Annotated in this window: 27 protein-coding genes; 13 read left to right on the forward strand and 14 right to left on the reverse strand. The window is 71.6% G+C overall.

Annotated elements, in window-relative coordinates; all coding sequences use genetic code 11:
• Nucleotides 1–8 precede the first annotated feature (8 nt).
• Genes ABT129_RS02010 through ABT129_RS02020 form a run of 3 tightly spaced genes read left to right on the forward strand, consistent with a single transcriptional unit; the run spans nucleotide 9 to nucleotide 3,284 of the window.
• Nucleotides 9–917, forward strand: coding sequence for a UbiA prenyltransferase family protein (locus ABT129_RS02010; RefSeq protein ID WP_351895376.1), 909 nt, complete (start codon nucleotides 9–11; stop codon nucleotides 915–917).
• A 55-nt stretch (nucleotides 918–972) separates the two neighbouring features.
• Nucleotides 973–1,980, forward strand: coding sequence for a glycosyltransferase family 2 protein (locus ABT129_RS02015; RefSeq protein WP_351895378.1), 1,008 nt, complete (start codon nucleotides 973–975; stop codon nucleotides 1,978–1,980).
• A complete protein-coding gene (locus ABT129_RS02020; RefSeq protein ID WP_351895380.1) occupies nucleotides 1,977–3,284 on the forward strand; it encodes an endonuclease/exonuclease/phosphatase family protein in 1,308 nt (435 codons plus the stop codon). Before ABT129_RS02015 ends, ABT129_RS02020 begins: the two co-directional genes overlap by 4 nt.
• A gap of 19 nt (nucleotides 3,285–3,303) precedes the next feature.
• On the opposite strand, the gene ABT129_RS02025 is transcribed toward ABT129_RS02020, so the two are convergent.
• The 4 genes from ABT129_RS02025 to ABT129_RS02040 all read right to left on the reverse strand — a co-directional run bounded on the left by ABT129_RS02025 (nucleotide 3,304) and on the right by ABT129_RS02040 (nucleotide 5,863).
• Entirely contained in the window at nucleotides 3,304–4,053 is a 750-nt protein-coding gene (locus ABT129_RS02025) for an AfsR/SARP family transcriptional regulator (protein ID WP_351895383.1), read from the reverse strand.
• Between the two features lie 25 nt (nucleotides 4,054–4,078).
• Nucleotides 4,079–4,339, reverse strand: a complete 261-nt coding sequence (locus ABT129_RS02030) for a hypothetical protein (RefSeq protein WP_351895385.1) — start codon at nucleotides 4,337–4,339, stop codon at nucleotides 4,079–4,081.
• A 73-nt stretch (nucleotides 4,340–4,412) separates the two neighbouring features.
• A complete protein-coding gene (locus tag ABT129_RS02035) occupies nucleotides 4,413–4,655 on the reverse strand; it encodes a hypothetical protein (protein ID WP_351895387.1) in 243 nt (80 codons plus the stop codon).
• 443 nt (nucleotides 4,656–5,098) lie between these two features.
• On the reverse strand, nucleotides 5,099–5,863 hold the full coding sequence (locus ABT129_RS02040; protein WP_351895908.1) for a GntR family transcriptional regulator: 765 nt from the start codon (nucleotides 5,861–5,863) through the stop codon (nucleotides 5,099–5,101).
• Between the two features lie 285 nt (nucleotides 5,864–6,148).
• On the opposite strand from ABT129_RS02040, the gene ABT129_RS02045 reads away from it, so the two are divergent.
• The 4 genes from ABT129_RS02045 (at nucleotide 6,149) to ABT129_RS02060 (ending at nucleotide 10,997) form a co-directional block, all read left to right on the forward strand.
• Complete coding sequence (locus ABT129_RS02045; RefSeq protein ID WP_351895390.1) at nucleotides 6,149–7,438, forward strand: extracellular solute-binding protein; 1,290 nt, start codon at nucleotides 6,149–6,151, stop codon at nucleotides 7,436–7,438.
• Nucleotides 7,439–7,569: 131 nt separating this feature from the next.
• Nucleotides 7,570–8,592 carry a carbohydrate ABC transporter permease gene (locus ABT129_RS02050; RefSeq protein ID WP_351895392.1) on the forward strand — a complete coding sequence of 341 codons (1,023 nt, stop codon included), beginning with the start codon at nucleotides 7,570–7,572 and terminating at the stop codon, nucleotides 8,590–8,592.
• A gap of 35 nt (nucleotides 8,593–8,627) precedes the next feature.
• On the forward strand, nucleotides 8,628–9,464 hold the full coding sequence (locus ABT129_RS02055) for a carbohydrate ABC transporter permease (RefSeq protein WP_351895910.1): 837 nt from the start codon (nucleotides 8,628–8,630) through the stop codon (nucleotides 9,462–9,464).
• Between the two features lie 9 nt (nucleotides 9,465–9,473).
• Nucleotides 9,474–10,997: a glycoside hydrolase family 3 protein gene (locus ABT129_RS02060; protein ID WP_351895395.1), complete on the forward strand. Its 1,524-nt coding sequence runs from the start codon at nucleotides 9,474–9,476 to the stop codon at nucleotides 10,995–10,997.
• A 99-nt stretch (nucleotides 10,998–11,096) separates the two neighbouring features.
• Here ABT129_RS02060 and nagB read toward each other — a convergent pair whose 3' ends face one another.
• Entirely contained in the window at nucleotides 11,097–11,882 is a 786-nt protein-coding gene (gene nagB / locus ABT129_RS02065; protein ID WP_351895397.1) for a glucosamine-6-phosphate deaminase, read from the reverse strand.
• A 271-nt stretch (nucleotides 11,883–12,153) separates the two neighbouring features.
• The gene (locus tag ABT129_RS02070; protein WP_351895398.1) at nucleotides 12,154–13,011 is read right to left on the reverse strand and encodes an SDR family oxidoreductase; all 858 of its coding nucleotides are present in this window, start codon (nucleotides 13,009–13,011) and stop codon (nucleotides 12,154–12,156) included.
• Nucleotides 13,012–13,095: 84 nt separating this feature from the next.
• Between ABT129_RS02070 and ABT129_RS02075 the strand changes: the two genes are divergently transcribed.
• Together ABT129_RS02075 and ABT129_RS02080 are read left to right on the forward strand one after the other, a co-directional pair.
• Nucleotides 13,096–13,695 carry a TetR/AcrR family transcriptional regulator gene (locus ABT129_RS02075; protein ID WP_351895401.1) on the forward strand — a complete coding sequence of 200 codons (600 nt, stop codon included), beginning with the start codon at nucleotides 13,096–13,098 and terminating at the stop codon, nucleotides 13,693–13,695.
• A 337-nt stretch (nucleotides 13,696–14,032) separates the two neighbouring features.
• On the forward strand, nucleotides 14,033–15,499 hold the full coding sequence (locus ABT129_RS02080) for a sensor histidine kinase (protein WP_351895403.1): 1,467 nt from the start codon (nucleotides 14,033–14,035) through the stop codon (nucleotides 15,497–15,499).
• A 208-nt stretch (nucleotides 15,500–15,707) separates the two neighbouring features.
• Here ABT129_RS02080 and ABT129_RS02085 read toward each other — a convergent pair whose 3' ends face one another.
• The gene (locus tag ABT129_RS02085) at nucleotides 15,708–15,965 is read right to left on the reverse strand and encodes a WhiB family transcriptional regulator (RefSeq protein ID WP_003953983.1); all 258 of its coding nucleotides are present in this window, start codon (nucleotides 15,963–15,965) and stop codon (nucleotides 15,708–15,710) included.
• Between the two features lie 317 nt (nucleotides 15,966–16,282).
• On the reverse strand, nucleotides 16,283–17,251 hold the full coding sequence (locus tag ABT129_RS02090) for a diacylglycerol/lipid kinase family protein (protein WP_351895405.1): 969 nt from the start codon (nucleotides 17,249–17,251) through the stop codon (nucleotides 16,283–16,285).
• A 107-nt stretch (nucleotides 17,252–17,358) separates the two neighbouring features.
• On the opposite strand from ABT129_RS02090, the gene ABT129_RS02095 reads away from it, so the two are divergent.
• Nucleotides 17,359–17,778, forward strand: coding sequence for a hypothetical protein (locus tag ABT129_RS02095; protein WP_351895408.1), 420 nt, complete (start codon nucleotides 17,359–17,361; stop codon nucleotides 17,776–17,778).
• Between the two features lie 3 nt (nucleotides 17,779–17,781).
• On the opposite strand, the gene ABT129_RS02100 is transcribed toward ABT129_RS02095, so the two are convergent.
• The 3 genes from ABT129_RS02100 to ABT129_RS02110 all read right to left on the reverse strand — a co-directional run bounded on the left by ABT129_RS02100 (nucleotide 17,782) and on the right by ABT129_RS02110 (nucleotide 19,889).
• Nucleotides 17,782–18,855 carry an RNA polymerase sigma factor SigF gene (locus ABT129_RS02100; protein ID WP_351895410.1) on the reverse strand — a complete coding sequence of 358 codons (1,074 nt, stop codon included), beginning with the start codon at nucleotides 18,853–18,855 and terminating at the stop codon, nucleotides 17,782–17,784.
• Nucleotides 18,852–19,265: an ATP-binding protein gene (locus ABT129_RS02105; protein WP_019889334.1), complete on the reverse strand. Its 414-nt coding sequence runs from the start codon at nucleotides 19,263–19,265 to the stop codon at nucleotides 18,852–18,854. The genes ABT129_RS02100 and ABT129_RS02105 overlap by 4 nt, the downstream gene beginning before the upstream one ends.
• A gap of 363 nt (nucleotides 19,266–19,628) precedes the next feature.
• Nucleotides 19,629–19,889 (reverse strand): UBP-type zinc finger domain-containing protein, encoded by a 261-nt coding sequence (locus tag ABT129_RS02110; protein ID WP_351895413.1) that lies wholly within the window; start codon nucleotides 19,887–19,889, stop codon nucleotides 19,629–19,631.
• A 39-nt stretch (nucleotides 19,890–19,928) separates the two neighbouring features.
• Here ABT129_RS02110 and ABT129_RS02115 point away from each other — a divergent pair, with 39 nt between their 5' ends.
• Nucleotides 19,929–21,521 carry a Na+/H+ antiporter gene (locus ABT129_RS02115; RefSeq protein ID WP_351895415.1) on the forward strand — a complete coding sequence of 531 codons (1,593 nt, stop codon included), beginning with the start codon at nucleotides 19,929–19,931 and terminating at the stop codon, nucleotides 21,519–21,521.
• Here the strand turns inward: ABT129_RS02115 and ABT129_RS02120 are convergent.
• Nucleotides 21,500–22,435, reverse strand: coding sequence for a 1-aminocyclopropane-1-carboxylate deaminase/D-cysteine desulfhydrase (locus ABT129_RS02120; protein ID WP_351895417.1), 936 nt, complete (start codon nucleotides 22,433–22,435; stop codon nucleotides 21,500–21,502). The two genes, ABT129_RS02115 and ABT129_RS02120, sit on opposite strands and share 22 nt — an antisense overlap.
• Nucleotides 22,436–22,463: 28 nt before the next feature.
• Complete coding sequence (locus tag ABT129_RS02125; RefSeq protein ID WP_351895420.1) at nucleotides 22,464–23,054, reverse strand: N-acetylmuramoyl-L-alanine amidase; 591 nt, start codon at nucleotides 23,052–23,054, stop codon at nucleotides 22,464–22,466.
• A gap of 279 nt (nucleotides 23,055–23,333) precedes the next feature.
• Between ABT129_RS02125 and ABT129_RS02130 the strand changes: the two genes are divergently transcribed.
• The gene (locus tag ABT129_RS02130) at nucleotides 23,334–24,752 is read left to right on the forward strand and encodes a family 2B encapsulin nanocompartment shell protein (protein ID WP_351895422.1); all 1,419 of its coding nucleotides are present in this window, start codon (nucleotides 23,334–23,336) and stop codon (nucleotides 24,750–24,752) included.
• A gap of 183 nt (nucleotides 24,753–24,935) precedes the next feature.
• Nucleotides 24,936–25,979, forward strand: coding sequence for a family 2 encapsulin nanocompartment cargo protein polyprenyl transferase (locus tag ABT129_RS02135; protein ID WP_351895912.1), 1,044 nt, complete (start codon nucleotides 24,936–24,938; stop codon nucleotides 25,977–25,979).
• A gap of 16 nt (nucleotides 25,980–25,995) precedes the next feature.
• Here ABT129_RS02135 and ABT129_RS02140 read toward each other — a convergent pair whose 3' ends face one another.
• On the reverse strand, nucleotides 25,996–26,571 hold the full coding sequence (locus ABT129_RS02140) for a TetR/AcrR family transcriptional regulator (RefSeq protein ID WP_351895424.1): 576 nt from the start codon (nucleotides 26,569–26,571) through the stop codon (nucleotides 25,996–25,998).
• Nucleotides 26,572–26,579: the final 8 nt, after the last annotated feature.

Consider the following 26,579-nt stretch of genomic DNA (forward strand, 5'->3'; position numbering starts at 1 on the left):
GCCGTGCCATGACCCAGACCCAGACCCAGCTCACGGGGCACCCCCCTGCCCCGGCGCCGGTACGGCGGGGACGGCTGCCCGCGCCGATCGCCCTGCTCAGACCCGGCCAGTGGCCCAAGAACCTGCTCGTCGTGCCGCTGGCGCTGCTCGGCGGCCACGTGGACACCACGACCCTGGTCCGGGTCGGCGTGGCCCTCGGCGCCTTCATCCTCGCCTCGTCCCTCGTCTACGTCCTCAACGACATCGCCGACGTCGAGCGGGACAAGCGGCACCCGGTCAAGCGCCACCGGCCGCTGGCCTCGGGGCGGATGAGCAAGACCTCCGCCGTCTCCACGGCCCTCGTGCTCGCCGCCCTGCTCGTCCCCGCCCTGCTCGCCCTCGGGGCCGGGTCCGCCCTGATCGTCCTGCTCTACCTCGCCGTGAACGGCGCGTACAGCTGGAAGCTCAAGCACCTCCCGCTGCTCGACGTCTTCGTCGTCGCCACCGGCTTCGTGCTCCGCCTCCTCGGCGGGTACGAGGCCGCCCACCGCCCGGTCGAGATGTGGCTGGTCCTCACCGTGCTCGCGTCCTGCCTGGTCCTGATCCTCGGCAAGCGGCGGCACGAGCTGAGCGTCTCCGGCACCGGTCACCGGCCGGCGCTCGTCGGCTACTCGGCCCACTTCCTCGACCTGGTCCTGGTGCTGTGCTCGGCCCTGACCCTGTTCGGCTATCTGCTCTACCTGCGCACCGAGTCGGGCTTCGGGGAGTACGCCCTGCTCACCGTGGTGTGCGCGCTCTTCGCCCTCTTCCGCTACCTCCAGATCGTGATCGTGGACGGCGGCGGGGGAGAGCCCGTCAAGACGCTGATGCGCGACCGGGTGATGCTCGTCAACTCCGCCGTCTGGGGCGCGCTCCTCGTCCCGCACCTCGCCACCTGACCGCCCTCCTCCGCGCCCTTCACCCCTTCCACCTCCTTCACCACCGAGGAATCCCATGTCCGCACCCCTCGTGTCGGTCGTCGTCCCGATGTACAACGACCGGCCCACCATCGACCTCTGCCTGCGCTCCATAGCCGAGCAGACCTACCCCCACATCGAAGTGATCGTCGTCGACGACGCCAGCACCGACGGCTGCGCGGACATCGCCGCCACCCACCCCGTCCAACTGGTCCGCGTCCGGGAGAACGGCGGACCCGGCTCCTCCCGCAACGAGGGCGTCCGCCGCTCCCGGGGCGAGATCGTCTTCTTCCTCGACGCCGACCTGACCATGCACCCCGAGGCGGTCGCCCAGTCCGTCGCGCTCTTCGACGAGAACCCCACGTACGGCGCGGTGTTCGGGATACCCGACAAGGAGCCGCTGTTCGAGGAGGGCGCGGTCGGCCAGTACCGCATCCTCCAGTACCACTACTGGCGCAAGAGCGCCGAAGGCCTGGTCAGCGGCGGCTTCTACGCCCTGGGCGCGGTCCGCAGGGTCGCGTTCATGGAGGCCGGCTGGTTCAACACGGCGCTGCGGCAGACCGAGGAGATCGACCACGCGGAGCGGCTGGCCGCCCGGTGGCCCATGCTGCTCACCTCCCGGATCAGGGGCCGGCTCTCCGACGAGAACCGGATGCGGCCCCTGCTGCGCAAGGCGTTCGTCCGCAGCCGTCTCCGGGTGCCGTTCTACTTCGACCGGGGCCGTGCCATGCAGGGCATGGAGACCGGGGGCCGGGCCGTCGCCTCCGGGCTCGGCGGCCTCGCCGTCGCGGCGCTGCCGTTCGGCCTGGTCCACCCGGCCGCGTTCGCGGTCTCGCTGGCCGCGCTCACCGGGTCGGTCCTCGCGGACCTGGGGCAGTACCGCTTCGTGCTCAAGGAGCGGGGACTCCTCTTCGGGGCCTTCTTCACCGGCGCCCAGGCGCTGGTGAACACCGCCGTCATGACCGGTCTCGCGGCCGGGCTCGCGCAGTACGCGGCGAGCGGCCGCTTCCGGCGGATGTACGAGCCGCAGGGGAGCCTCACATGACCACGGCGCGGACCCCGGGCACGGCACGGACGGCGAGCGGGGCCGGGACGGAGAGGGGGGAGGAGACGGCGGGCACGGCCGGGGCCATGAGCGGGGCCGGGGCCGACGGGGCCGCGGGTGCGGCAGGGGCCGACGGGGCCGCTCGCTCCCCGGCGGGGGAGGGGGAGCCCGGCCGCGGCCGTCGGATCGCCCGCGCCGTCCGCCTCTGGTACGGCCGGACCGTCCTCGGCCTCGCCGCCCTCTGGCTGCTGTTCGCCGCGGTCCGGTGGCTGGTCAGCGGCCGGTGGCACTGGTCCCTCATCCTGGACGTCGTGCCGCCCCTCTTCCTGACCGGCATCCCGCTGGTCCTCCTCGTGGCCGGCGCCGCCGCCTGCGGACGCCGCCGACCGCTCGCCGCCGGCGTCTCGGGACTGGCCCTCGTGCTCGCCCTCACCACCGGCTCCGGCTTCAACTGGCCCGCGCTCTGGCGCGATCCGGGCCCCGTGCCGCCGGAGGCCCTCCGGGTGGTCTCGCTCAACACCCAGTACTGGGCGATGGCGACCAGCACCGACCGGCTGTTCGCCCTGCTCCACGCCCGCGACGCCGACGTCTACCTCCTCCAGGAGCACGTGGGCTGGACCCCCGGCCTGGGAGAGGACGGCTACTGGCGGCTCGACGACGACGCCGAGCTGCGCCGCCAGTTCCCCGGCTACCACATCGCCCGTCGCAGCGAACTGCTCACGATCTCCCGCTTCCCGATCCTGTCCCAGACGACCGTGGGGCCCCGGCCCCGGAGCACGGACGGCGGGAAGCCCGCGTTCGGGCAGGAGTTCGCGCGGGAGAAGGTGCTCCGGACCGACCTCGACGTGCGCGGCCGGGTGCTGAGCACGTACAACGTGCACATCACCGTGCCGCTGGCGCTCGACAACCTCAACCTCTTCTCGGACTTCGAGCACGACCCGTACCTGCGCCGCAAGCACGCCTGGCGGCAGGAGGAGTTCCGCGGCCTGGAGCGGGACGTGGCCGCCAACCGGAACCCCGTGCTCATCGCCGGCGACTTCAACGCCACCGACTCCATGCGCTCCCTCGACGGGGTGCGCGAGGTGGCCGAGGACGCCACCCCGGCCAACCCCGACTTCCTTCCGCTGAGCTGGAAGTTCGCGGCCCTGGGAGAGTTCGGCGACAACGTCTTCAACCAGAACCTGCCGTTCTTCCGGATGGACTGGGCCTTCACCAAGAACCTCAGCCGCGTGCACCGCTACCGGTTCCTGCCGACCGACGGGGTCTCCGAGCACCGGCTCCAGGAACTGCGGATCACCGTGTGAGCGAGGGCGCCGCGGCCGTTCAGGCGGAGACGCACTCGCCGAGCAGGATCGACCGCTCCATGCCGCTGAGCCCCGGACCGGGCTCGATCCCCAGCTCCTCGACCAGGGTCAGCCGCACGCGCCGGTACGCGGCCAGCGCCTCGGCCGTCCGGCCGGCGCGGTGCAGGGCCAGCATCAGCTGGGCGTGCAGCTGCTCCCGGAAGGGGTACATGGCCGTCAGGGCCATCAGCTCGCCGATGACGTCCCCGTGCCGGCCGAGCGCGAGTTCGAGGCCGAGCCGCTCCTCGGTCGCCCGGATCCGCAGCTCCTCCAGGCGCCGGATCCCGGGATCCAGGGCCCGGCTCGTCTGTCCGGCGAGCGCGGGACCGTTCCACAGGGCGAGCGCGTTGCGCAGTTCCAGGACGGCCTCGGCCCGGCGACCGCCCTCGGCGAGGCCGCGGGCGCGCTCCACCCCGCTCTCGAACACGGTGGAGTCCAGGTCATGGCGTCCGAGGCGCAGCCGGTAGCCGTACGAGTGGGTCTCGATCAGCCCGGGGGCGCCGGCGCCGGCGAAGGCGCGGCGCAGCGTGGAGACACAGATGCGGATCTGGGTGCGGGCGCTGGCTGGGGGGTGGGGGCCCCAGACGGCTTCGACGAGGCCTTCGACGGAGACGGCCCAGTCGACCTCCAGCGCGAGGGCGGCCAGGACGGTCTGGGTCCGTCTGCCGCCCAGGGGCACCGGGCGGTCGTCGACGGTGGCGCGGAGAGGGCCCAGGATATGGACGAACACGGCTGAATTCCCCGTTCGGGAGGGTTCACAGGAGTCTGCAGTCGGCGATGCCGTAGCCGCCGAGCTCGGGAGAGCGCCCCAGCATGCGCAGGCAGATGCCGAGCGCGCGTCCGACGGCCTCGAGTTCGTCGGGGCAGTCGAGGCAGAGCGCGATCCGGACGGAGTGGTCCGCGACCAGCGCACGAGCGGTCTCGACGGGGTCCGTCGGCTCGACGGCCCGGTACAGGGCGGCCAGTACGCCGCTGGGGGTGGGGCGCTCGGTGTCCACCGCGGCGGACGCGGACATCGAGATGCCGATGAGGAAGATGGCGGGTCCTGCGGGAGAGAGGGGCGGGCTCGTGGGACGCGGGGGGCGGCGGTCAGCCCCACGAGAAGCCGTCGGAGGAGGCGGCGGACGGCGAGGGCGCCACCGTGGGCGCGGCGGTCGGTCCGGCGTTCGGGTCGGCCTCGGGGCCGGTGACCGGGTCGGCGGCGAGGACCCGCGCCGGCGCCGTACCCGGTCCGGCCGTGGCACCGGCGGAGGGTCCGGCGGTGGCGAGGATCGCGCCGAGGACGGCGAGCGGGGCGGCGGCGAGGACGAGACGGCGGGCGGAAGAGCGCATGGCGGAGACACCTCTGACGAGTTCGGGATTCGGTGGTTTGTGTCGATTGCCCTTGGGTGGGGCCCTTTCGACACGTTCAAGAATGCTCGAACGAGAGGGGGGTGTCAGCGGTTCACCACTGGCAGCAACCGCCCGGTCGTTTGGCGCCACCCCGTGGGGCACCGCCGGAGACTGCGCTCACCAGCGCGTTCAGGGGTGGTGTCACGTTGCTGCCGTGCACAAGGTGCCGAGGCGCCCGGACGGGGAACCGGCGAAGAGCGGGCCGGGAAACGTGCAAACGGGGGAGCGGCGACGGGGCGCGGCGGAGAGAAGAGGAGCGACGGCGGGGCGCGGTCGCGGGAAGGGGAGCGGGGTCGCGGGCGCGGTCGCGGTCGCGAAAGAGGGGGACGCCGCGGCCGCGGCGTCCCCCTCTTTCAGTGGTTCCGGTGTGCGGACCCGTCCGCTCAGCCGTTGGGGCGCTTGAGGCGCGCCACGAACTTGTACCGGTCGCCTCGGTAGACCGACCGTACCCACTCGACCGGCTCGCCCTGGGCGTCCAGCGAGTGCCGGGAGAGCATCAGCATCGGCAGGCCCACGTCCGTGCCGAGCAGTCCGGCCTCGCGCGGGGTGGCGAGGGAGGTCTCGATGGTCTCCTCGGCCTCGGCGAGGTGCACGTCGTACACCTCGGCGAGGGCGGTGTACAACGAGGTGTACTTCACGAGCGAGCGGCGCAGCGCGGGGAAGCGCTTCGCCGACAGGTGGGTCGTCTCGATCGCCATCGGCTCGCCGCTGGCGAGCCGCAGCCGCTCGATGCGGAGCACCCGTCCGCCGGCCGAGATGTCCAGCAGGCCGGCGAGGGTGTCGTCGGCGGTGACGTACCCGATGTCGAGGAGCTGTGAGGTGGGTTCGAGGCCCTGGGCGCGCATGTCCTCCGTGTAGGAGGTGAGTTGCAGGGCCTGGGAGACCTTGGGCTTGGCCACGAAGGTGCCCTTGCCCTGGATGCGCTCCAGGCGGCCCTCGACGACCAGCTCCTGGAGGGCCTGGCGCACGGTGGTGCGCGAGGTGTCGAACTCGGCGGCGAGTGTGCGCTCGGGCGGGACCGGTGTGCCGGGCGGCAGGGTCTCCGTCATGTCGAGCAAATGCCGCTTCAGTCGGTAGTACTTGGGCACGCGCGCGGTACGGGTGGGTGCCCCACCTTCCGTCTCCGCGCTGCCCGCGTCCGTGGCCATGGCCTGCCTTCCCGACTCCTGTGCTGCTGCCGTCACCGGCTCCTCCGTCTGTCGCGGCTCACATGGTGGCACGGACCGGTCACGGGTCGTCGCCCTCCCTCAGGTGTCGGTCCGATAACGGACGCGACTGCCCTTCTTATACACCCTTGACACCCCTAAAGGTCTAGGCCAAGCTCCGGGTACTGGTCTAAACCATTAAAGACCAGGTCCCAGCCCCACGAGCACTACCTGACGTATGTCTTCGCGCGGTGGGCAGGGGTTGCAGGCATCCCTGAGGAGGGTGGCGTGAAGCGCAAGCTCATCGCGGCGATCGGCGTCGCGGGCATGATGGTCTCTATCGCTGCATGTGGTTCCGACAGCGACGGCGACAAGGGCGGCAAGACCGAGGCCGGGGGCAACAAGAACCTGACCGTCTGGGTCATGGACGGTTCGGCGCCCCAGGCGTGGATCGACGGCGTCAACAAGGAGTTCGAGGCCAAGCACCCGGGCGTCAAGGTCAAGGTCGAGACGCAGGCCTGGGGCGGCATCCAGGAGAAGGTCACCACCGCCCTCTCCGAGGACACCCCGCCGGACGTCATCGAACTCGGCAACACCCAGACCACGGGTTACGCCGCCTCCGGTGGTCTCGCCGACCTGACGGCCGACAAGGCCAAGCTCGGCTACGACAACTGGAACAAGGGCATCCTTCCCTCGGCCGAGCTGGACGGCAAGCTGTTCGCCGCCCCGTGGTGGGCCGCCAACCGCGTCGTCGTCTACGACAAGGCCGCCTTCAAGAAGGCCGGCGTCACCCCGCCGAAGACCCGCGCCGAGTGGGTCGAGGGTCTGAAGAAGCTCAAGGCCTCGGACCCGAAGAGCCAGCCGATCTACCTGCCCGGCCAGAGCTGGTACGTCCTCGCGGGCTTCGTCTGGGACGAGGGCGGCGACCTCGCCGTCAAGGACGGCGACAAGTGGAAGGGCGCCCTCGGCACCCCGCAGGCCGCGGCCGCCATCAACTTCTACAAGGAGCTGCAGTCCTTCTCGACCGCTCCCAAGGACAAGGACGAGGCGACCCCGCAGCAGTCCGTCGACGTCGTCCCCAAGGGTGGCGTGGCGTCCTGGATCGGTCTCGGCTGGGAGGCCGGCGGCGCGATCGCGGAGATCGAGAAGGCCGGCAAGAAGGCCGACTTCGGCTACTTCCCGATCCCGGGCAAGACCGCCGACAAGCCGGGCTCCGTCTTCTTCGGTGGCTCGAACCTCGCCATCTCCGAGCGCTCCAAGAACAAGGACCTCGCCAAGGAGTGGCTGGCCCTCGCGTCCGGTAAGGCGCAGATGGCCGAGTACGGCAAGGCCACCCTCGGCGGCATCATCCCGAACGACCCGGCCGCGCAGTTCAAGCCGGAGGCCGGCTCCTTCGCCGAGGCCATGGTCAAGGCCGCCGACACCGGCAAGATCACGCCGGTGACCGAGGGCTGGGCCAACGTCGAGACCGACCCGAACCCGATCAAGGACTACATGACCAAGGTCCTGAAGGGCGAGGACCCGCAGAAGGCGGGCGAGGCGGCCGACAAGGTCATCAACGAGCGCATCAACCAGTAGTGAGACCGAGCCCGGAGGCGTGGCCGGACCCCACCGGCCACGCCCCCGGGACATCGCAGTGATCAGCGGCCCGCTCCCCCGGGCCGCGCCCCGGTGGGCGCGGGAGCCCCAGAACCGCGAGGAATAAGACCATGACCGTGGACTCCCAGGGGACGGCGGCCGCCGCTCCTCAGGACGCGCCCGGGAGGGCGGCAGGGAAGTCTCAGACTCCGCCACCCCCTTCCGGCCCGAAGGAAGTCCTTCAGCCCTCGCGTGGGAGACGCTCCCTGCCCAGCGGGCTGCTGCCGTACCTGCTCATCACGCCCGCCCTGCTCTCCATGGCGGTGCTGCTGCTCTACCCGCTGTTCCGCAACGTGGTCCTCTCCTTCCAGGGGGTCAACAAGCGGGAGATGATCCGGCGCGAGACGCCCTGGATCGGCTTCGAGAACTACACGAGCCTGCTGAGCGACCCCGACTTCTGGACCGTCGTCGTCCGCTCCCTCGTCTTCACCGCGGTCAACGTGGCGCTGATCATGCTGATCGGCACCCTGCTCGGCCTGCTGCTCAACCGCCTCGGCAAGAAGATGCGGCTCGTGCTCTCCCTGGCGCTGATGTTCGCCTGGGCCATGCCGATCATCGCCTCCATCACCGTCTTCCGGTGGCTCTTCGACGAGCAGTACGGCGTCGCCAACTGGGTGATGCGCACGCTCGGCTTCTCCGGCTACGAGCAGCACAACTGGTTCGAGACCGGCTTCGACGCCCTCGTCATCATCATGGTGCTCCTCGTCTGGGGCTCGATCCCCTTCGTCGCGCTCAACATGTACGCGGCCCTCACCACCGTCGGGACCGAGCTGTACGAGGCCGCCAAGATGGACGGCGCGAGCGGCTGGCGCACCTTCTGGTCCGTGGTCTTCCCGAGCCTGAAGCCCTTCTTCCTGATCACGACGTTCCTGGAGATCATCTGGATCTTCAAGGCGTTCGCCCAGGTCTACGCGATGAACGCCGGCGGACCCGACCGCGGCTCCGAGACGCTCCCCGTCTACGCCTACATCGAGGGCCTCGGCCAGCAGCACTACGGCCTCGCGGCAGCCATCTCGATCCTCACGATCGTCATGCTGATCGTGGCCATGTCCTTCTACTTCCGCCTGATCCTGAAGCAGGAGGATGAGCAGTGAGCACCACCACGCAGACCACGCAGACCCCCCAGAAGCTGCGGACCCGCAAGCCGCTCCGGGTGGGCACGGTGGCGAAGAACGTCACGGCCCTCGTCCTCGCCGCGATCTTCGTCTTCCCCGTCTACTGGATGTTCTCGTCCTCGCTGAAGCCGCAGCGCGAGATCCTCACCAAGGACCCCGTCTTCGTCTTCACCCCGACGTTCGAGAACTACACGACGGCGACCGGCGTCGACCTCTTCTGGACGTACGTCACGAACAGCCTCATCGTCACCGTCGGCGCGGTGCTCCTCGCCCTCGTCGTCGCCCTGGCCGCCAGCTTCGCGATCGCCCGGATGAAGTTCAAGGGCCGCAAGGGCATCGTCCTCATCGTGATGATGGCTCAGATGGCCCCCTGGGAGGTCATGGTCATCGCGATGTACATGATCGCCCGCGACGGCGACATGCTGAACAGCATCCCGCTGCTCACGATGATCTACTTCGTGATGGTCCTCCCCTTCACCATCTGGACCCTGCGCGGCTTCATCGCCGCCGTCCCGGTCGAGCTGGAGGAGGCCGCCCAGATCGACGGCTGCACCCGCGGCCAGGCCTTCCGCAAGGTGATCTTCCCGCTGCTCGCCCCCGGCCTGATGTCGACCTCGCTCTTCGGCTTCATCACCGCCTGGAACGAGTTCGCGATGGTCCTCGTCCTGAACAAGGACAAGGAAGCGCAGACGCTGACCCTCTGGCTGACGCAGTTCCAGACCGCGTTCGGCAACGACTGGGGCGCCACCATGGCCGCCTCCACGCTCTTCGCTCTCCCCGTGCTCATCGTCTTCCTCTTCCTCCAGCGCAAGGCCGTCGGCGGCATGACCGCCGGCGCGGTGAAGGGATAAGGGCTCCCCATGACCACACTCCTCCACGGCTCGGACACCCTGACCCGTGACGCGCTCACGGTGCTCCAGCCCGGCTTCGTAGGCACCACCGCGCCCGACTGGCTGCTCCGCCGCATCGGCGAGGGCCTGTCGTCGGTCGGCCTGTTCGGCCGGAACATCGTCAGCCCCGAGCAGCTCACCGCGCTCACCGCGCAGCTGAGGGCCGAGCGGGACGACGTCCTCGTCGCCATCGACGAGGAGGGCGGGGACGTCACCCGCCTCGAGGTCAAGCAGGGTTCGTCCTTCCCCGGCAACTACGCGCTGGGCAGCGTCGACGACGTCGAGCTCACCCGGGCCGTGGCCCGCGAGCTCGGCCGCCGGCTCGCCCGCTGCGGGGTCGACCTCAACTGGGCGCCCTCCGCCGACGTCAACTCCAACGCCGAGAACCCGGTCATCGGCGTCCGGTCCTTCGGGCCGGACCCGGACCTGGTCGCCCGCCACACCGTGGCGTACGTCGACGGCCTCCAGGGCGTCGGGGTCGCGGCCTGCACCAAGCACTTCCCCGGACACGGCGACACGAACGTGGACTCCCACGACGCGCTGCCCCGGATCGATGTGGACCTCGCCACACTGCACGCCCGTGAGCTGGTGCCTTTCCGCGCGGCCGTCGCCGCGGGTACCAAAGCTGTCATGAGCGCGCATATCCTTCTCTCCGCGCTCGACCCCCACCACCCGGCCACCCTGAGCCCGCAGATCCTCACCGGTCTGCTCCGCCAGGAGCTGGGCTTCGAGGGGCTGATCGTCACCGACGGCATGGAGATGCAGGCCGTCGCGGCGACGTACGGCATCGAGCGCGGATCGGTCCTCGCGATCGCCGCGGGCGCCGACGCCATCTGCGTCGGCGGCGGGCTGTGCGACGAGGACACCGTGCTGCAGCTGCGCGACGCGCTGGTGAACGCGGTACGGACCGGTGAACTGCCCGAGGAGCGGCTGGCCGACGCCGCGGCGCGGGTGCGCGCCCTGGCGTCCTGGACCCAGGCGCACCGGGCCAGGGGGGCTGAATCGGTGTCGGGCGCGGCAGTGCAGGAGGGGACCGCGCCCGGCGCCGACATCGGACTGGTGGCGGCCCGCCGGGCGCTCAAGGTGACCCGGGGCGAGCACCCCCACACCCCGATGACCACCGCTCCCTACGTGGCCTCCTTCACCCCCGTCGCCAACTTCGCGGTCGGTGACGAGACCCCCTGGGGCATCGCCGCCGAACTGGAGCGCCTGCTCCCCGGCACGGAGACCGGCTCCTACGCCTACTCCTCGGTGGACGCCGTCCTCGACGCCGCCGGCGAGCGGCGGGTCGTGGCGGTCGTACGCGACGCCCACCGCCACCCGTGGATGACCGAGGCCCTGGACGCCCTGATCAAGGCCCGCCCCGACACCGTCGTGGTCGAGATGGGCCTCAACGAGGCGGAGCCCCGCGGGGCCCTGCACATCGCCACGCACGGCGCGGCCCGGGTCTGCGGCCGCGCCGCCGCCGAGGCCGTCGTCGGAACCGGCGCCTGACCGGGCCCTCGACACCCGTCGTACGCGAAGGGGCCCGGCACCTGAACAGGTGCCGGGCCCCTTCGCCGTACGCGGCTGCGACCGGGGGTTCCGGGCGGTTCAGATGCCCTGCCAGGAGGGCTTGTTGGCGAAGGTGTGGCGGAAGTAGTCCGCGAGCTTCAGCTTGGACGCCGCGGCCTCGTCCACCACGACCGTGGCGTGCGGGTGGAGCTGGAGCGCGGAGGCCGGCACGAGCGCCGCCACCGGGCCCTCGACGGTCTGCGCCACGGCCTCGGCCTTGCCCTCGCCGGTGGCCAGCAGCACCAGGTGACGGGCCTCCAGGATGGTGCCGATGCCCTGGGTGATGACGTGGTGCGGCACCTGCTCGATGTCGTCGTCGAAGAAGCGGGCGTTGTCCACACGGGTCTGCTCGGTGAGCGTCTTGATCCGGGTGCGGGAGGCGAGCGAGGAGCACGGCTCGTTGAAGCCGATGTGCCCGTCGGTGCCGATGCCGAGGATCTGCAGGTCCACGCCACCGGCCTCGGTCAGCGCCCTGTCGTACGCCTCACAGGCCGCCAGGACGTCCTCGGCGGAGCCGTCGGGCCCCATGAAGGCCTCCGGGGAGAGCCCGAGCGGCTCGACGACCTGGCGGAGCACGGTGGAGCGGTACGACTCGGGGTGGCCCGAGGGCAGGCCCACGTACTCGTCCAGCTGGGCGATCCGGGCCCGCGAGGCGTCGACGGAACCGGCCGTGACCTGGGCGGTCAGGGCGTCGTAGATGGGCAGCGGAGTCGAGCCCGTGGCCACGCCGAGCAGCGCGTCGGGCTTGCGGCGCAGGAGGTCGGCGATGCCGTCCGCGATGAGCTCGCCGCCCGCCTTGGCGTCCTTGACGATGACAACTTCCACGCTGTGCCTGCCGATCTGGTGAGGGGCTGCTGAGGGACCGTGTGGTATAGACCAATCTAAGGGCAAATCTAGCAGAGGAGGGGCCTTCCCCTCATGCCGTTCCGCCCCCCGGACGCCCCCGCCGCCTCCATCGTCGGCCGCCCCGGTCCCCCCAGCCACTCGAACCCCTGCCCCACCTTCCGACCCGCGGCCACAGCCCCCTCCGGCCCGCCCCGCCACGGGCCCCGCACCCTTCGCCCCCGCGCCCCGAGCCCTCTCCGGCCCGCCCGGCTCAGGCCAGGGAGCCGCCCGTGGCGTCGATCCAGTGGCCCGTCACCCAGCGCGCGTCGTCGGAGGCGAGGAAGGCCGCCACATCCGCTATGTCCGACGGGGTGCCGACCCCGCCCAGCGCCGACATCGCCGCCGCCCCCGCCCGGGCCTCGTCGTTCCCCCGCAGCCAGGCCGCGTTGATGTCGGTGTCCACGATCCCCGGCGCCAGCGCGTTGACCGTGATCCGGCGCGGGCCGAGGACCTTCGACAGGTCCCGGGTGAAGACGTCGAGCGCGGCCTTCGACATCGAGTACGCGATCAGCTCCGGCATGAGCGCCGCCTTGGTGAGGCCCGTCGAGACGTTGATGACGCGTCCGCCGTCCCGCAGTCGCTCCACCCCCAGCTGCGCCACGAAGAACGGCGCCCTGGTGTTGATCGCGAAGACCCGGTCGTACTCCTCCTCCGTGAGGGTCGCGAAGGGCTGTGAGGCCGCGATCCCCGCGTTGTTCACCAGGATGTCCAGGCCCCCGTCGCCCCCGACGGCCGTGTCGAACGCCTCCCACAGGGCGGCGGCGTCCCCCGGCACCCCCAGCTCCTGGCCGAGCGCGAACGCCTCGCCGCCGGCCGCCTCGATCGCCGCGACCGTCTCCTTCGCCGCGGTCTCGTTGCTTCCGTAGTGCACCGCGACCCGCGCCCCCTCGCGGGCGAGCCGCTCGGCGATCCCGCGCCCGATGCCCCGGCTGCCGCCCGTCACCAGAGCCGTCTTCCCGACCAGCTTCCCGGTCGACCGCACGGCCGCCCGCGCGTCTGCCCTCTCCGCCGAGTCCCCTGCCGTGTCCCCTGCCGTGTTCTCCGCGGTCCTGCCTTCGAGCACGCCCATGACGACGCCCCCCTCATTTCTGTAGCGATCGTTATGAAAAGACCGTACCCCACTTTCCGTAGCGGACGCTATAGAATTCACTCCATGGTGACGACACCGCGCGGCCGCCCTCGCTCCTTCGACCGGCTCACGGCCCTGGAGAAGGCGACGATGGCCTTCTGGGAGCACGGCTACGAGACGACCTCCGTCTCCGATCTGACCCGCGCCATGGGCATCAGCGCCCCCAGCCTCTACGCCGCCTTCGGCGACAAGAAGACGCTGTTCGAGGAGGTCGTCGAGGCGTACGCCACCTCGTACGGCGCGTACGGCGGCCGGGCCTTCGAGGAGGAACCGACCGCCCGCCGGGCCATCGGCCGCCTCCTCGGCGAGGCCGCCTGGCTCTTCACGGAGCCGGGCCACCCCCGGGGCTGCCTGATGATCTCCGCCGCGATCAACTGCTCGACCCCGGAGGTCGAGGAGTCCCTGAGGGTGCGCAGGAACTCCAATCTGGCGTCGATGGAGGCCCGGATCCGCCGGGGTGCCGAGTCCGGCGAGCTGCCGTCCGACACCGACGCCCGGGCGCTCGCCCGCTTCAGCGGCGCCGTCCTCCAGGGCATGTCCCAGCAGGCCCGCGACGGGGCGACGGAGGAGGAGCTGGCGGCCGTGGCCGAGCTGGCGATGCGGGCCTGGCCGACGGGGGAGTGACACGCGGCGGGCCCGGAAACACCCGCGGGCCGCGGCGCCCGGCGGGACCCTCAGCCCGCCCGGCACCGCAGCCCGGAGTTGCGCCGGCCGGGGGTGTGCGGTCCCTCGGCCGTTGTGGGAGGTCTCGACGCAGTCAGGGCAGAGAGCGCCGGGTACCTCGTTCCATCCTCCTGTGCGGGGAGGATGGAGGCTCTGTTGCGTTCATTGTGGACTAGACCATTCTTGTCTGTCCATCCACAGGAACGCGGTGGTTCATGGCCCATCCTCCAGTACGAACGCCCGGAGATCCAGGTTCACCGCCCGTTTGTTCCGCGGGTACGCTCGCACCGTGCCCTCCATGAACGACCTCGTGCGCCAGCACACCGCCCTGAGCGACTCGGACCTCGAGTGGCTCCACCTGCTGGTGTCGGAGTGGCAGCTGCTCTCCGACCTCTCCTTCGCCGACCTCGTCCTCTGGGTTCCGACCCTCGACGGTACGCGGTACGTCTCCGTGGCGCAGATGCGGCCGAACACCGGCCCCACCTCCTACCAGGACGACATGATCGGCCACCTGGTGCCGCGCGGTCGCCGTCCGCTGCTCGACGCCGCCCTCGACGAGGGCAGGATCGTCCGCGAGGGCGACCCGGAGTGGCGCGAGGAGGTTCCGGTACGGGTCGAGTCCATCCCCGTGCGCCGCGAGGGCCGGGTCCTCGGGGTCATCGCCCGCAACACCAACCTGCTGACCGTCCGCACTCCCTCCCGGCTCGAACTCACCTACCTCCAGTCGGCCTCCGACCTCGCGCAGATGATCGCGGCCGGGACCTTCCCCTTCCCCGGCGAGCAGGTCGACATGGACTCCTCGCCCCGGGCCGGCGACGGACTCGTCCGCCTGGACGCCGAGGGCATCGTCCAGTACGCCTCTCCCAACGCCCTCTCCGCCTACCACCGGCTCGGCCTCGCCGCCGACCTCGTCGGCCAGCACCTCGGCCAGATCACCGCGGAACTCGCGCCCTCCCGCGGCCCGGTGGACGAGGCCCTGGAGACCCTGGCCTCCGGCTACGCGCCGCGCGAGTTCGAGGTCGAGGGCAACGGCGGCGTGATCCAGCTGCGGGCGATCCCGCTCAAGCCCAAGGGCACCCGCATCGGTTCGCTGGTCCTGCTCCGGGACGTCACCGAACTGCGTCGCCGCGAGCGCGAGTTGATCACCAAGGACGCCACCATCCGGGAGATCCACCACCGGGTGAAGAACAACCTCCAGACCGTGGCCGCCCTGTTGCGCCTCCAGGCCCGCCGGATGGACTCCGACCGCGGCCGTGAGGCCCTCAACGAGGCCGTGCGGCGCGTCGGTTCGATCGCTATCGTCCATGAGACGCTGTCCCAGAACCTGGACGAGCGGGTGGAGTTCGACGAGATCGCCGACCGGGTGATCGCGATGGTGGCCGAGATCTCTCCGGGCAGGGTCACCTGCCGGCGCAACGGCCGCTTCGGCATTCTCGACGCCGAGGTCGCGACCCCGCTCTCCATGGTCCTCACCGAGGTCCTCCAGAACGCCCTGGAGCACGCGTTCGCCCAGGGCGACGAGGGCACCGTCGAGGTCACCGCCGTGCGCGGCGAACCCCGGGCCGACGCCCGGCTCCTGATCACGATCAAGGACGACGGCCGCGGACTGCCCGAGGGCTTCGACCCCCAGCGGGCCGGCAACCTCGGTCTCCAGATCGTACGGACCCTGGTGGAAGGGGAGTTGGGAGGATCCTTCGACATGCTGCCGGGCGCCGAGCGCGGCACGAAGGTGGTCCTCGACATCCCCGTACAACCGCAGAAGTAGTCGACCGAAGAAGTAGCCGACCGCGAAGGGGCCACCGCTGAACGGCCCCCGCGGAATGGGTTCTCGGCTGCGGACAGCAGCGAGCCCCGGACCGAAGGAACTCGGTCCGGGGCTCGAATGCTGTGGGTTACTGCTGCGCGCTGCGGCTCGGGGGCGGTGATTGCATACGCGATGTATGCGCCGCTGGCCTCAGGCTGTCGGTGGGGCGTCAGGCGCTGGCGTTACGCGCCCGGTTGCGAGCGGCACGGCGCTTCATCGCGCGGCGCTCGTCCTCGCTGAGGCCACCCCAGACGCCGGAGTCCTGGCCGGACTCGAGCGCCCACTGCAGGCACTGCTCCATGACGGGGCAGCGGCGGCAGACGGCCTTGGCTTCCTCGATCTGCAGCAGCGCAGGACCGGTGTTGCCGATGGGGAAGAACAGCTCGGGGTCTTCCTCACGACAAACGGCGTTGTGACGCCAGTCCATGGCTGCTACCTCTCTTGGTATTACGTGCGGGTTGCTTGTGAATGTGAACGCTTTCACGAATCCCCCCGCAAGGGAAGGGCCGACTGCCAGATGAACTGGTGTGGTCCTAAGACTGAGGAGGGGTTCTGGCTCTCAGTGGAGGCCGGTGTTGCGGGCCGTCCCGATCGCCAAGAAGAGACTCGCAAACCTCGGCAGCGGATACAACCCCTTCCGGAAAGTTTTTTTTGATTCCTCGGTGTCGGCTAGGTCACAGCCGTACTTCTAAGGGGTGGATGCGCGCCTAAACGTTCGAGTGAAAGGACTTTGGGCCCTTCCACTCACACAATCACACGCAGTGCACGGCGTACGCCTGTGAACGCCACGCTCGTACGCAGTCCCAGGTGGTCTCCGTCCATCTGGAGGGGGAGCGGGACCTTCGAATGCAAGGTGAAGTCGGTCAGGTCGTGCAGGGATACCGCGTGCTTGCCGCGAGGCCCTCGTTCCGGGGTCGAGGTGAGCAGCTGAGTGGCGTAACGAGCCACCGCCGGAGTGGAGAGACGGCGCAGTCCGAGCACGTCCAGCGCTGTTTCGAAGGAGGCCTCCGGGGACGCGTAGACCGGACGATTGCCCAGGTAGGTCCAGGGGGAGGTGTTGCAGATTATGGAGAGGACCAGGTCCTCGACCGGCTCGGCGCCGGGGCGCTCCAGGGTGATCGTGCCGTGCCGCCGGTGGGGTTCCTCCAGGAACTGGCGCACCACCTGGCGCAGATAGAGGGCGTGGGTGGATCTCTTCCCGCGCTCCCGCTGCTGTTCGACCCGGCCGATGACGCTGGCGTCGAATCCGAGGCCGGCGCAGAAGGTGAACCAGCGGGCCGGAACCGACTCGTCCTCCGTGCCCGGCGCACCCGAGGCCAGACCGAGGCTCACTGTGCGTGCCCGCCGCTCACGCAACGCGTCGAGCAGGGCGCCGGTCGCCTCCACCGCGTCGTTCGGCAGTCCGAGGGCGCGGGCGAACACGTTGGTCGACCCGCCGGGGACCACCGCGAGGCCCGGAAGGCGCTCGGGATCGGGCCCGTCGTGCAGCAGTCCGTTCACGACCTCGTTGACCGTGCCGTCGCCGCCGAGGGCCACGACGAGGTCGATGTTGCCGGAGTCGGCGGCCCGTCGGCCCACGTCGCGGGCGTGCCCGCGGTACTCCGTGGTGACCGCCTCGATCTTCATCTCGCTCGCGAGCGCGTGGATCAGCACGTCACGGGTGCGGGCACTGGTGGTGGTGGCTGCCGGGTTGACCACGAGAAGTGCGCGCATGAGCGCCAGGGTACCTACCCGGCGGTACCGGGCCCAGTCCAGCCCGATCCGTGGACGGCCTCGCCCGGTTTCCGCCGCCCCGCCCCGCCCCCGCTACCCTGCCCTCTATGAGCAGTACGGAGCAGACCCCCCGACCCGCCCGACTCGCCGCCGCGGCGGCCGTGGCCGGTATCGAGGCCCTCGGACTCCTCGCCGGTGGCGTGTACATGCTGGTGCACGCGCTGACCGGGACGTCCGACGACCTCACCGGCGCCGCGACCGGCGCTGTGACGCTCGTCGCACTCGGTCTGATCCCGCTCGCCGCCGCCCGCGGTCTGTGGCTGCGCCGCTCCTGGAGCCGCGGCCCGGCCGTGATCACCCAGATCCTGGCCCTGCCGGTCGCCTGGCAGATGCTCCAGTCGAACAGCGCGATGATCCCGGCCGGCGCGGTCCTCGGCGTCCTGGCCGTCGCCGGGCTCGTCCTCCTGGTGAACCCGGCCACGACCGAGGCGCTCGGCATCCGGCGCCCCGGTCAGGACACCCCCTAGGGCCTACTCCTCCACCAGGAGCTTCTCCCGCAGCTGGGCGAGGGTTCTGGCGAGCAGCCGGGAGACGTGCATCTGCGAGATGCCCACCTCCTGCGCGATCTGCGACTGGGTCATGTTCCCGAAGAACCGGAGCAGCAGGATCCGCTTCTCCCGGGGAGGCAGGTCCTCCAGGAGCGGCTTGAGCGACTCCCGGTACTCGACCCCCTCCAGGGCCTCGTCCTCCGCGCCCAGGGTGTCCGCGACCGCCGGCGACTCGTCGTCGGTGTCGGGAACGTCCAGGGAGAGCGTCGAGTAGGCGTTCGCCGACTCCAGGCCCTCCAGGACCTCCTCCTCCGAGATCCCGAGCCGCTCGGCCAGCTCGTGCACCGTCGGCGAGCGGCCGTGCTGCTGGGAGAGCTCCGCCGTCGCCGTGGTCAGCGAGAGACGCAGCTCCTGGAGCCGGCGCGGCACCCGGACCGCCCAGCCCTTGTCACGGAAGTGACGCTTGATCTCGCCGACGACCGTGGGGGTCGCGTACGTCGAGAACTCGACGCCCCGCTCCGGGTCGAACCGGTCGACCGACTTGATCAGGCCGATCGTCGCCACCTGCGTCAGGTCGTCCAGCGGCTCGCCGCGGTTGCGGAACCGCCTGGCCAGGTGCTCGACCAGCGGCAGGTGCATCCGCACCAGCTGGTTGCGCAGCTCGGCCTTCTCCGGGGAGCCCTCGGGCAGTTCGCGCAGCGTGACGAAGAGGGCACGGGCGCCGCTCCGGTCGTGCGCGGCGTGACGGGGGACCTCCGGGGCCTCGTCGGCCTCGTCGCCGTCCCCCGGTTTCCCCGCCTCCGCGTCCGCCTCGTCGGCCTCGGCCCCGCCCGCCCCGGGCCCCTCCGTCGTGGACTCCGCCGGCGTGGGTCCCCCGGACGTCCCGGAGGAGCCTTCCGCACTCGCGGGGCCCCGGGGGGCTTCGGAGACGCCCGGCGTCTCGGGAACCTCAAGGTGCTGCTCGTGCTCGCTCATCTGGTCCGCCTGCTCCGTAGCGACCTCATACGGCCGCGCCTGCTGCTCAGGGATGCCGGCCGTCGCGTCCCCGCTCCTCACGCCGGGCCTGGCCCCGCGCCGCGCTGTTTGTACAGGCTGATCGAGACCGTACGGTCGTCGGCCACCGACGATTCCACCTTCCCGGCCAGTGCCGACAGCACCGTCCAGGCGAACGTGTCGCGCTCGGGTGCCCGGCCGTCCGTGGTCGGGGCGGAGACGGTCACGTCGAGGGAGTCGTCGACCAGCCGGAAGACGCAGCTGAGGACGGATCCGGGCACGGCCTGCTGGAGCAGGATGGCGCAGGCCTCGTCGACCGCGATCCGCAAGTCCTCGATCTCGTCGAGGGTGAAGTCCAAGCGCGCCGCGAGGCCGGCCGTGGCCGTACGCAGCACGGACAGATAGGCACCCGCAGCGGGCAGCCGGACTTCCACGAAGTCCTGGGTCCCGGGCTCGCCTGCGATCTGGGACACCCTCACCTCCAAGGTGGCACAAGCTCATTCGGGGTCCGGGGGGAGAGGCCCCCGAACCGGGCGGTACGCAGGGGGCTGCGCAGTCCGCCGTGACGCTATCGCGATCCGTCCCGCCGTGTCGCCGCGAGCTCCTGCCCCCACCGGCCCTCCGGTCACCGCTCGTCACCCATGGTAGGCACCATGGGTGCGGACGGTGGGCGGGAGTCTGCGGGGCCGGGAACGCGCGACCGGCGGAGGGGTGACGTACCCAACCGCGGGGCGGCCGAATCGTCGGACGGCCGAATCGCCGGACGGTCGTACCGTCGGACGACCGCATCGGCCCGACGGGCCTGACGTCCGGGCCGGTTCCGGGGGCGGGCCCCCTCAGACGATCGAGCCGTCCACGAAGCACCAGCGCCAGGCCTCGCCCGGCTCGAAGGTCCGCATCACCGGGTGACCGGTCGACGAGAAGTGCCCCGTCGCGTGCCGCCCCGCCGAGGAGTCGCAGCAGCCCACGTGCCCGCAGGTCAGACAGAGCCGCAGCTGGACCGGGTGCGTCCCGTCCGCCAGGCACTCGGGGCAGGTGTCGGCCAGCGGCGCCGGTTCGGGGCGCGGCATTTCGGCAACGTGCGGGCACTCGCTCATGATGGCCAGGTTACGTTGCGGCAGGAGACGGGGACGGGCATGGACGCACTGCAACTGGTGGCGCTGGTGGCGGCGAGCGCCGCGATCGCGGGGGTCGCCCGGAAGACCCCCGTGCCCGCTCCGCTCCTCCTGGTCGCGGTCGGCCTCGCCGCCTCGTACGTCCCCGGCGTCCCCGACTACACCCTCGACCCGCACATCGTGCTGCCGCTGATCCTGCCCCCGCTCCTCTACACGGCGGCGGTCGACTCCTCGTACCTCGACCTGCGGGCCAACATCCGGCCGGTCGCCCTGCTCTCCGTCGGGTACGTCCTCTTCGCCACGGTGGCCGTGGGGTGGCTCGCGTACGTCCTCGTCCCCGATCTGCCGCTCACCGCGGCCCTGGTGCTCGGCGCCGTGATCGCCCCGCCGGACGCCGTCGCCGCCACGGCCATCGCCCGCAAGCTGGGCCTGCCGAACCGGATCACCACGATCCTCCAGGGCGAGTCCCTCGTGAACGACGCCACCGCCATCACCGCGTTCAAGGTCGCCCTCGCGGCGGCCGTCGGCGAGGGCGTCAGCTGGGCGGGCGGAGTGGGGGAGTTCGCGCTCGCGGCCCTCGGCGGCATCGGGGTGGGTCTGGTCCTCATGGTCCCCATCCACTGGCTGCGGCGCGGCCTGGGCGACTCGCTCCTCCAGAACACCCTCTCCCTCCTCATCCCCTTCGTCGCGTACGCGGCGGCCGAGGAGGTCGGCGCCTCCGGAGTCCTCGCCGTCGTCGTGGTCGGCCTCTTCCTCGGCCACCGCGCCTGGCAGGTCGACTTCGCGACCCGGCTCCAGGAGGAGGCCGTCTGGAAGATGGTCGCCTTCGTCCTGGAGTCCGCCGTCTTCGCCCTGATCGGCCTCCAACTGCCGTACGTCGTGCAGGGCCTCGGGCAGTACGGCATCGGCGAGGCGGCCTGGTACGCGGTCGGCGTCTTCGTCGCCGTGGTCGTCGTGCGCTTCGTCTGGGTCTATCCGGCGACCTTCCTGCCCCGGCTCTCCTCCCGCGTGCGGGAACGGGAACCGGGGGTGGACTGGAGGGCTCCCCTCGTCGTCGGCTGGGCCGGCATGCGCGGGGTGGTCTCCCTCGCCATCGCCTTCTCCATCCCCGTGGTCACCGACGGCGTGGAGTTCCCCGCCCGCAACCTGGTCCTCTTCCTCACCTTCACCACCGTCATCGGCACCCTCGTGGTGCAGGGCCTCACCCTGCCGCCCCTCATCCGCTTCCTGAAGCTCCCCGGCCGGGACCGGTACGCCGAGACCCTGGCCGAGGCGCAGGCCCAGAGCGAGGCCTCACAGGCCGCGGAGGCACGCCTCGACGCGCTCCTCGCGGACGAGCGGAACGCCCTGCCGCAGCCCCTCGCCGACCGGCTCCGCACCGTCCTCGAGCGCCGCCGCAACGCGGTCTGGGAGCGGCTCGGCGCCGTCAACGAGGTCACCGGGGAGACCGCCGACGACACCTACCGGCGACTGTCGCGCGAGATGATCGACGCCGAGCGCGAGGTCTTCGTCCAGTTGCGCGACGCACGGCGGATCGACGACGAGATGATGCGGACCCTGCTCCGCCGGCTCGACCTGGAGGAGGCCGCGGCCTACCGGGAGGCCGTGGACTGAGCGCCGTCGGGGGCGCGCGGCGCGTCCGGGGCGCCCGTGACCACCGCCACGAGCCGGGTACCCGCCGGGAACGCGCCCTCCTCCGCCAGGGTGGTGAGGCCGTGCAGCATTTTGGCCACATACAGTCGCTCGATGGCGAGTCCGTGCCGCGCCTCGAAATCACGTGCGAACGCGTCGAGCGCCGGGGGCACGCGCGCGTACCCCCCGGCGTGGAACCGCTCGTCCAGGGTCCAGTCGCCCCGCGGGCCGCCGAACGCCGCCTCCTGGAGGGCGCGGACCTCGCCGCCCAGGAAGCCGCCCCTGAGGACCGGGACGCCCAGCGCCCGCTGGCCGGGGGAGAGGCCCGCCGCGAGGCCCGCCAGGGTGCCGCCGGTGCCGCAGGCGACGGCGACCGTGTCCGCCACCCCGGCCAGCTCGCGGCCCAGCTCCACGCACCCCTGGACGGCGAGCGCGTTGCTGCCGCCCTCCGGGACCACGTACGCGCCCGCGGGGGCCCGTTCCAGGAGCGCCGCGCGCGTGGCCGGGTCGTTCTTCGCCCGGTACGTGGCCCGGTCCACGAACTCCAGCCGCATCCCGTCCGCCGCGCACCGCGCGAGCGAGGGGTTGAGCGGGCGCCCGGCCAGCTCGTCGCCGCGCACGATCCCGACCGTGGGGAAGCCGAGCAGCCGGCCGGCCGCCGCCGTCGCCCGCAGGTGGTTGGAGTACGCGCCGCCGAAGGTGAGCACGGGACGCCCGTCCGCCGCGGCCAGGTTGAGTGCGAGCTTGCGCCACTTGTTGCCCGGCAGGTCGGGGTGGATGAGGTCCTCGCGCTTGAGCAGCAGGGTGAGCCCGCGCCGGGTGAAGCGCTCGTCCGCCACCGGCTCCAGGGGCGAGGGGAGCCGGGGCCGCAGGCGGGAGAGGTCGAACGCGTTCACCCGGCCATTCTCCGTGTGCCCGGCCCGGTCAGCCCAGCAGGTCGGCCACCCGCTCCCGCATCGAGGCCATCGTGAAGCCGCGCGGGTCGACCTTCCCCGGCTGCCACTCGCGGTGCCCGATGACGGAGCGCTGCGTCCAGCCGTGCACCCGGCACAGGGCGGCCGCCGCCTTGGCGATGGCGTCCAGCTGGACCTTCGGCCACGGGTCCACGCCGTCGCCGAGGTTCTCGCACTCGAAGCCGTAGAAGTACCGGTTGCCGTCCGTGGTGGTCTCGTCGTCGGGCGGCAGCCCCTGCTCGGCGACGACCGCCCGGAGCACCTCGTCGTCGCCGAGGCCCGCGTGGTTCGCGCGGCCGTAGCCGACGAGGTGGACCGTGCCGTCCTTGGCGATGACGCCGTGGCAGAGCGGCCCCGGCAGGCCCGCGTAGCCGTCCCGGCAGATCCGGACGGTGTGGGCGGTGCCGCGGGTCACGGTGTGGTGGATCATCACGCCGTGCACCGGGCCCCAGGGGCCCTTGTGGTTGCGGTTGTGGGTGGACCAGTGGCCGACCTGGACGACCGTCAGGCCCTCGCCGCGCAGCGCGTCGAGGAACCTGCTCGCGGACATGGGGATGGACATGACCGACTCCCTTCGGAGAACGGGTGGGCTTCCGGAGGACCGGCAGCTTCCGAAGTACCGGAGTACCGGAGTCCGCTCCTCCGCTGCCATCCGTTCGGACTGTGTGCGAGCCGATCAGGACAGGGCGCCGTGGGGCGGACGGGGCTCCGCTGTTCGGATGGAAATCACGTGACATGCCCCGAAGATCGTCGAACAGTCCCACTCGAATGTGTAATGGCGCCGACACGTTCCGTGCTGAAAGGCTTCGTCTCGCAACTCAGTCATACGAGAGGGAGTTCCATGTCCGTTGGTTCGGTTGGCGACGAGGTCCGCGCGGAGCAGCAGGCGCCCCCGCAGCAGAGTCTCGGTACCGCCGCCGCGCGGAACCTCGCCACGACCACGAAGTCGGCGCCGCAGATGCAGGAGATCACCTCACGGTGGCTGCTGCGGGCGCTGCCGTGGGTCCAGGTGCAGGGCGGTACGTACCGGGTGAACCGGAGGCTCAGCTACTCCGTGGGCGACGGTCGCGTCACCTTCGTCCAGACCGGGGAGCGCGTCGCGGTCATCCCCGCCGAACTCGGCGAACTCCCCGTCCTGCGCGGCTACGAGGACGAGGCGGCCCTGGCCGAGCTGGCGTCCCGCTGCCGCCAGCGGGAGTACGCGGCCGGCGAGGTCGTCGCCGTCGCGGGCGAGCCGACGGACCGGGTCCACCTCCTCGCGCACGGCAGGATCGAGCAGATCGGCGAGGGGCCGTACGGCGACGAGGCCGTCCTCGGCGTCCTCGCCGACGGCTCCTACTTCGGCGACGCCTCGCTCGTCGACCCGGACGCCACGTGGGAGTGGACCGCCCGCGCGGCCACCTCCTGCACGGTGCTGGAACTCACCCGGGACGACGTGCGGAACCTCGCGGAGCGGGCCGACTCGCTCGCCGCCCACCTCGCGAGCGTGGCCGCGCTGCCCCACCAGCGGACCAACAAGTACGGCGAGGCCGAGATCGACCTCTCCGCCGGCCACGTCGGCGAGGCCGTCGTCCCGCACACCTACGTCGACTACGACGCCTCGCCCCGCGAGTACGAGCTGAGCGTCGCCCAGACCGTGCTGAAGGTCCACAGCCGCGTCGCCGACCTCTACAACCAGCCGATGAACCAGACCGAGCAGCAGTTGCGGCTCACGGTCGAGGCGCTCCGCGAGCGCCAGGAGTACGAGCTGGTCAACAACAAGGAGTTCGGCCTCCTCTCCAACTGCGACTACGAGCAGCGGATCCAGCCCCACGACGGCGCCCCCAGCCCGGACGACATGGACGAGCTGCTCTCCCGCCGCCGGGGCTCCAAGCTCTTCCTCGCCCACCCGCGCGCCATCGCCGCCTTCGGGCGCGAGCTGAACAAGCGCGGCCTGGTGCCCGAGACCATCGACATCAACGGCAACCGCATCCCGACCTGGCGCGGTGTGCCGATCTACCCGTGCAACAAGATCCCGGTCTCGGACGCCCGGACCACCTCGATCATCTGCATGCGCACCGGCGAGGCCGACCAGGGCGTGATCGGTCTCCACCAGACCGGTCTCCCCGACGAGATCGAGCCCAGCCTCTCGGTCCGCTTCATGGGCATCGACGAGCAGGCGATCATCTCCTACCTGGTCACGGCCTACTACTCGGCGGCGGTCCTCGTCCCGGACGCGCTCGGTGTCCTGGAGAACGTCGAGGTCAGCCGCTGGCGCTGAGCCGTCGACGCCCGGGGGCGGGGACCGAACCCTCCCGCCCCCGGGCGTTCCCGGTTCGTCGCACCGCGGGATCACCCACGGGATCACCCATGAGGCCGCCGCGCGAGGCCGAACCGTGGGGGCCGACACGCGGGGCCGACACATGAGATCGCCACGGAGGATACGAAGGAAGTGACCGTGACCATGGCCAGTGCGGATGCCGTCAGTGACGGTCAGGGGGCCGTGAGGCTCCTGGACCGGACGCGGACAGCCGTCCATCCCCAACTGCGTTCCACCGTCGAGACCCTGCCCGGTTCCATAAGGCGCGTCGCGATGTACCACTTCGGCTGGGAGCACGCCGACGGCAGCCCGGCCACCGAGCAGGCCGGCAAGGCGATCCGGCCCGCCCTGGTGCTCGCGGCCGCCCGCGCCCTCGGCGCCGAGGAGGCCGCGGCCGTGAAGGCCGCCGCCGCGGTGGAGCTCGCCCACAACTTCACCCTGCTCCACGACGACATCGTCGACGAGGACCCGACCCGGAGGCACCGGCCCACCGCCTGGACCGTCTTCGGCATCCCGGACGCCCTGATCGCCGGGGACGCGATGAGCGCGCTGGCCCTGCGCCTGCTCGCCGAGGACCCGCACCCCGCGTCGGCCGCCGCCTCCGCGCGCCTGACCGCCTGCATCATCGAGCTCTGCGCGGGTCAGCAGGCGGACTGCGCCTTCGAGCAGCGCGGGCCCCGTGAGGTCTCCCTCGACGAGTGCATGGCCATGGCCACCGCCAAGACCGGCGCCCTGCTCGGCTGCTCCTGCGCCATCGGCGCGCTCTACGCGGGCGCCGGCGAGGAGGAGGTCGCGGCGATGGACGCCTTCGGCCGCGAGGCCGGCCTCGCCTTCCAGCTGATCGACGACCTCATCGGGATCTGGGGCGACCCGGACCGTACGGGCAAGCCGGCCGGGGCCGATCTGGTCGCCCACAAGAAGTCGCTTCCGGTGGTGGCGGCGCTCGCCTCCGGGACGGCGGCGGGGGAGGAGCTGGCCGAGCTGTACTCCCGTCCGGTCCTCGACGCGGCGGCGGTCCGGGCGGCGGCGGACGCGGTCGAGCGGGCCGGCGGGCGCGACTGGGCCCAGGCCCAGGCGGCCGAGCGGATGGGCCGCGCCGTCGAGTACCTGGCGCAGGCGGTCCCGGATCTGACGGCGGCGGGGGACCTGCTGGCCCTGGCGGAGTTCGTCACGAGGCGTACGCGCTGAGCCCCGCGACGGGCGGTCAGTCCTCGGGGACGATCCGGCTGACCACCGTCTCGATCAGGTCGTCCAGGTCCCGGTCGCCGTGGAGGCCGGGAACCGTGAAGTGGTCGAAGAGCAGTCCGGTGAGGGCGAAGTAGAGCAGCCGGACCGTGTCCGCGTCCCCGGGCATGTCCGAGGAGAGGTGCAGCCGGACGTTCTCGTCGAGGTCGGCGCGGAGCACCTTGGTGAGCTGGGTCCGCAGCTCGGGGCGGCGGGCGGCTTCGAGACGGAGCTCGAAGAGGCCGAGGTAGCAGGTGCGCTCGGCGGCGAGCCGCTGGGCGAGCTGGCGCATGAGGTCCACGACCAGGGCCCGGCTCGGCGTCGGCAGCAGCGAGTCCTCGATGACCCCGGGCGCGGGGGTCAGCCGCACGAAGATGCGGTCGGCGACCTGGGAGAGCAGGTGGTCCCGGTCGCGGAAGTAGTTGGACGAGGTGCCCGTGGGGACCCCCGACCCGGCGTCGACCGCCCGGAAGGTGAGCCCGCGGGCGCCTTCGTCCGCCAGGACCTGGATGGCGGCGTCGAGCAGCGCCGTACGTCGTTCGGGGTTTCTCGCCATGTCGTCGT

It is taken from the genome of Streptomyces sp. NPDC002057 (assembly GCF_040296665.1).
In the GTDB taxonomy this organism is placed as follows: domain Bacteria; phylum Actinomycetota; class Actinomycetes; order Streptomycetales; family Streptomycetaceae; genus Streptomyces.

Excerpts from the sequence above, each read along its gene's own strand:
- ABT129_RS02010 (WP_351895376.1), top strand. The coding sequence starts at position 9 with ATGACCCAGACCCAGACCCAGCTCACGGGGCACCCCCCTGCCCCGGCG.
- ABT129_RS02135 (WP_351895912.1), top strand. The coding sequence starts at position 24,936 with ATGGCCAGTGCGGATGCCGTCAGTGACGGTCAGGGGGCCGTGAGGCTC.
- ABT129_RS02075 (WP_351895401.1), top strand. The coding sequence starts at position 13,096 with ATGGTGACGACACCGCGCGGCCGCCCTCGCTCCTTCGACCGGCTCACG.
- ABT129_RS02085 (WP_003953983.1), bottom strand. The coding sequence starts at position 15,965 with ATGGACTGGCGTCACAACGCCGTTTGTCGTGAGGAAGACCCCGAGCTG.
- ABT129_RS02140 (WP_351895424.1), bottom strand. The coding sequence starts at position 26,571 with ATGGCGAGAAACCCCGAACGACGTACGGCGCTGCTCGACGCCGCCATC.
- ABT129_RS02020 (WP_351895380.1), top strand. The coding sequence starts at position 1,977 with ATGACCACGGCGCGGACCCCGGGCACGGCACGGACGGCGAGCGGGGCC.
- ABT129_RS02115 (WP_351895415.1), top strand. The coding sequence starts at position 19,929 with ATGGACGCACTGCAACTGGTGGCGCTGGTGGCGGCGAGCGCCGCGATC.
- ABT129_RS02080 (WP_351895403.1), top strand. The coding sequence starts at position 14,033 with ATGAACGACCTCGTGCGCCAGCACACCGCCCTGAGCGACTCGGACCTC.
- ABT129_RS02050 (WP_351895392.1), top strand. The coding sequence starts at position 7,570 with ATGACCGTGGACTCCCAGGGGACGGCGGCCGCCGCTCCTCAGGACGCG.
- ABT129_RS02090 (WP_351895405.1), bottom strand. The coding sequence starts at position 17,251 with ATGCGCGCACTTCTCGTGGTCAACCCGGCAGCCACCACCACCAGTGCC.
- ABT129_RS02060 (WP_351895395.1), top strand. The coding sequence starts at position 9,474 with ATGACCACACTCCTCCACGGCTCGGACACCCTGACCCGTGACGCGCTC.
- ABT129_RS02035 (WP_351895387.1), bottom strand. The coding sequence starts at position 4,655 with ATGCGCTCTTCCGCCCGCCGTCTCGTCCTCGCCGCCGCCCCGCTCGCC.
- ABT129_RS02130 (WP_351895422.1), top strand. The coding sequence starts at position 23,334 with ATGTCCGTTGGTTCGGTTGGCGACGAGGTCCGCGCGGAGCAGCAGGCG.
- ABT129_RS02070 (WP_351895398.1), bottom strand. The coding sequence starts at position 13,011 with ATGGGCGTGCTCGAAGGCAGGACCGCGGAGAACACGGCAGGGGACACG.
- ABT129_RS02110 (WP_351895413.1), bottom strand. The coding sequence starts at position 19,889 with ATGAGCGAGTGCCCGCACGTTGCCGAAATGCCGCGCCCCGAACCGGCG.
- ABT129_RS02040 (WP_351895908.1), bottom strand. The coding sequence starts at position 5,863 with ATGGCCACGGACGCGGGCAGCGCGGAGACGGAAGGTGGGGCACCCACC.
- ABT129_RS02095 (WP_351895408.1), top strand. The coding sequence starts at position 17,359 with ATGAGCAGTACGGAGCAGACCCCCCGACCCGCCCGACTCGCCGCCGCG.
- ABT129_RS02015 (WP_351895378.1), top strand. The coding sequence starts at position 973 with ATGTCCGCACCCCTCGTGTCGGTCGTCGTCCCGATGTACAACGACCGG.
- ABT129_RS02125 (WP_351895420.1), bottom strand. The coding sequence starts at position 23,054 with ATGTCCATCCCCATGTCCGCGAGCAGGTTCCTCGACGCGCTGCGCGGC.
- ABT129_RS02030 (WP_351895385.1), bottom strand. The coding sequence starts at position 4,339 with ATGTCCGCGTCCGCCGCGGTGGACACCGAGCGCCCCACCCCCAGCGGC.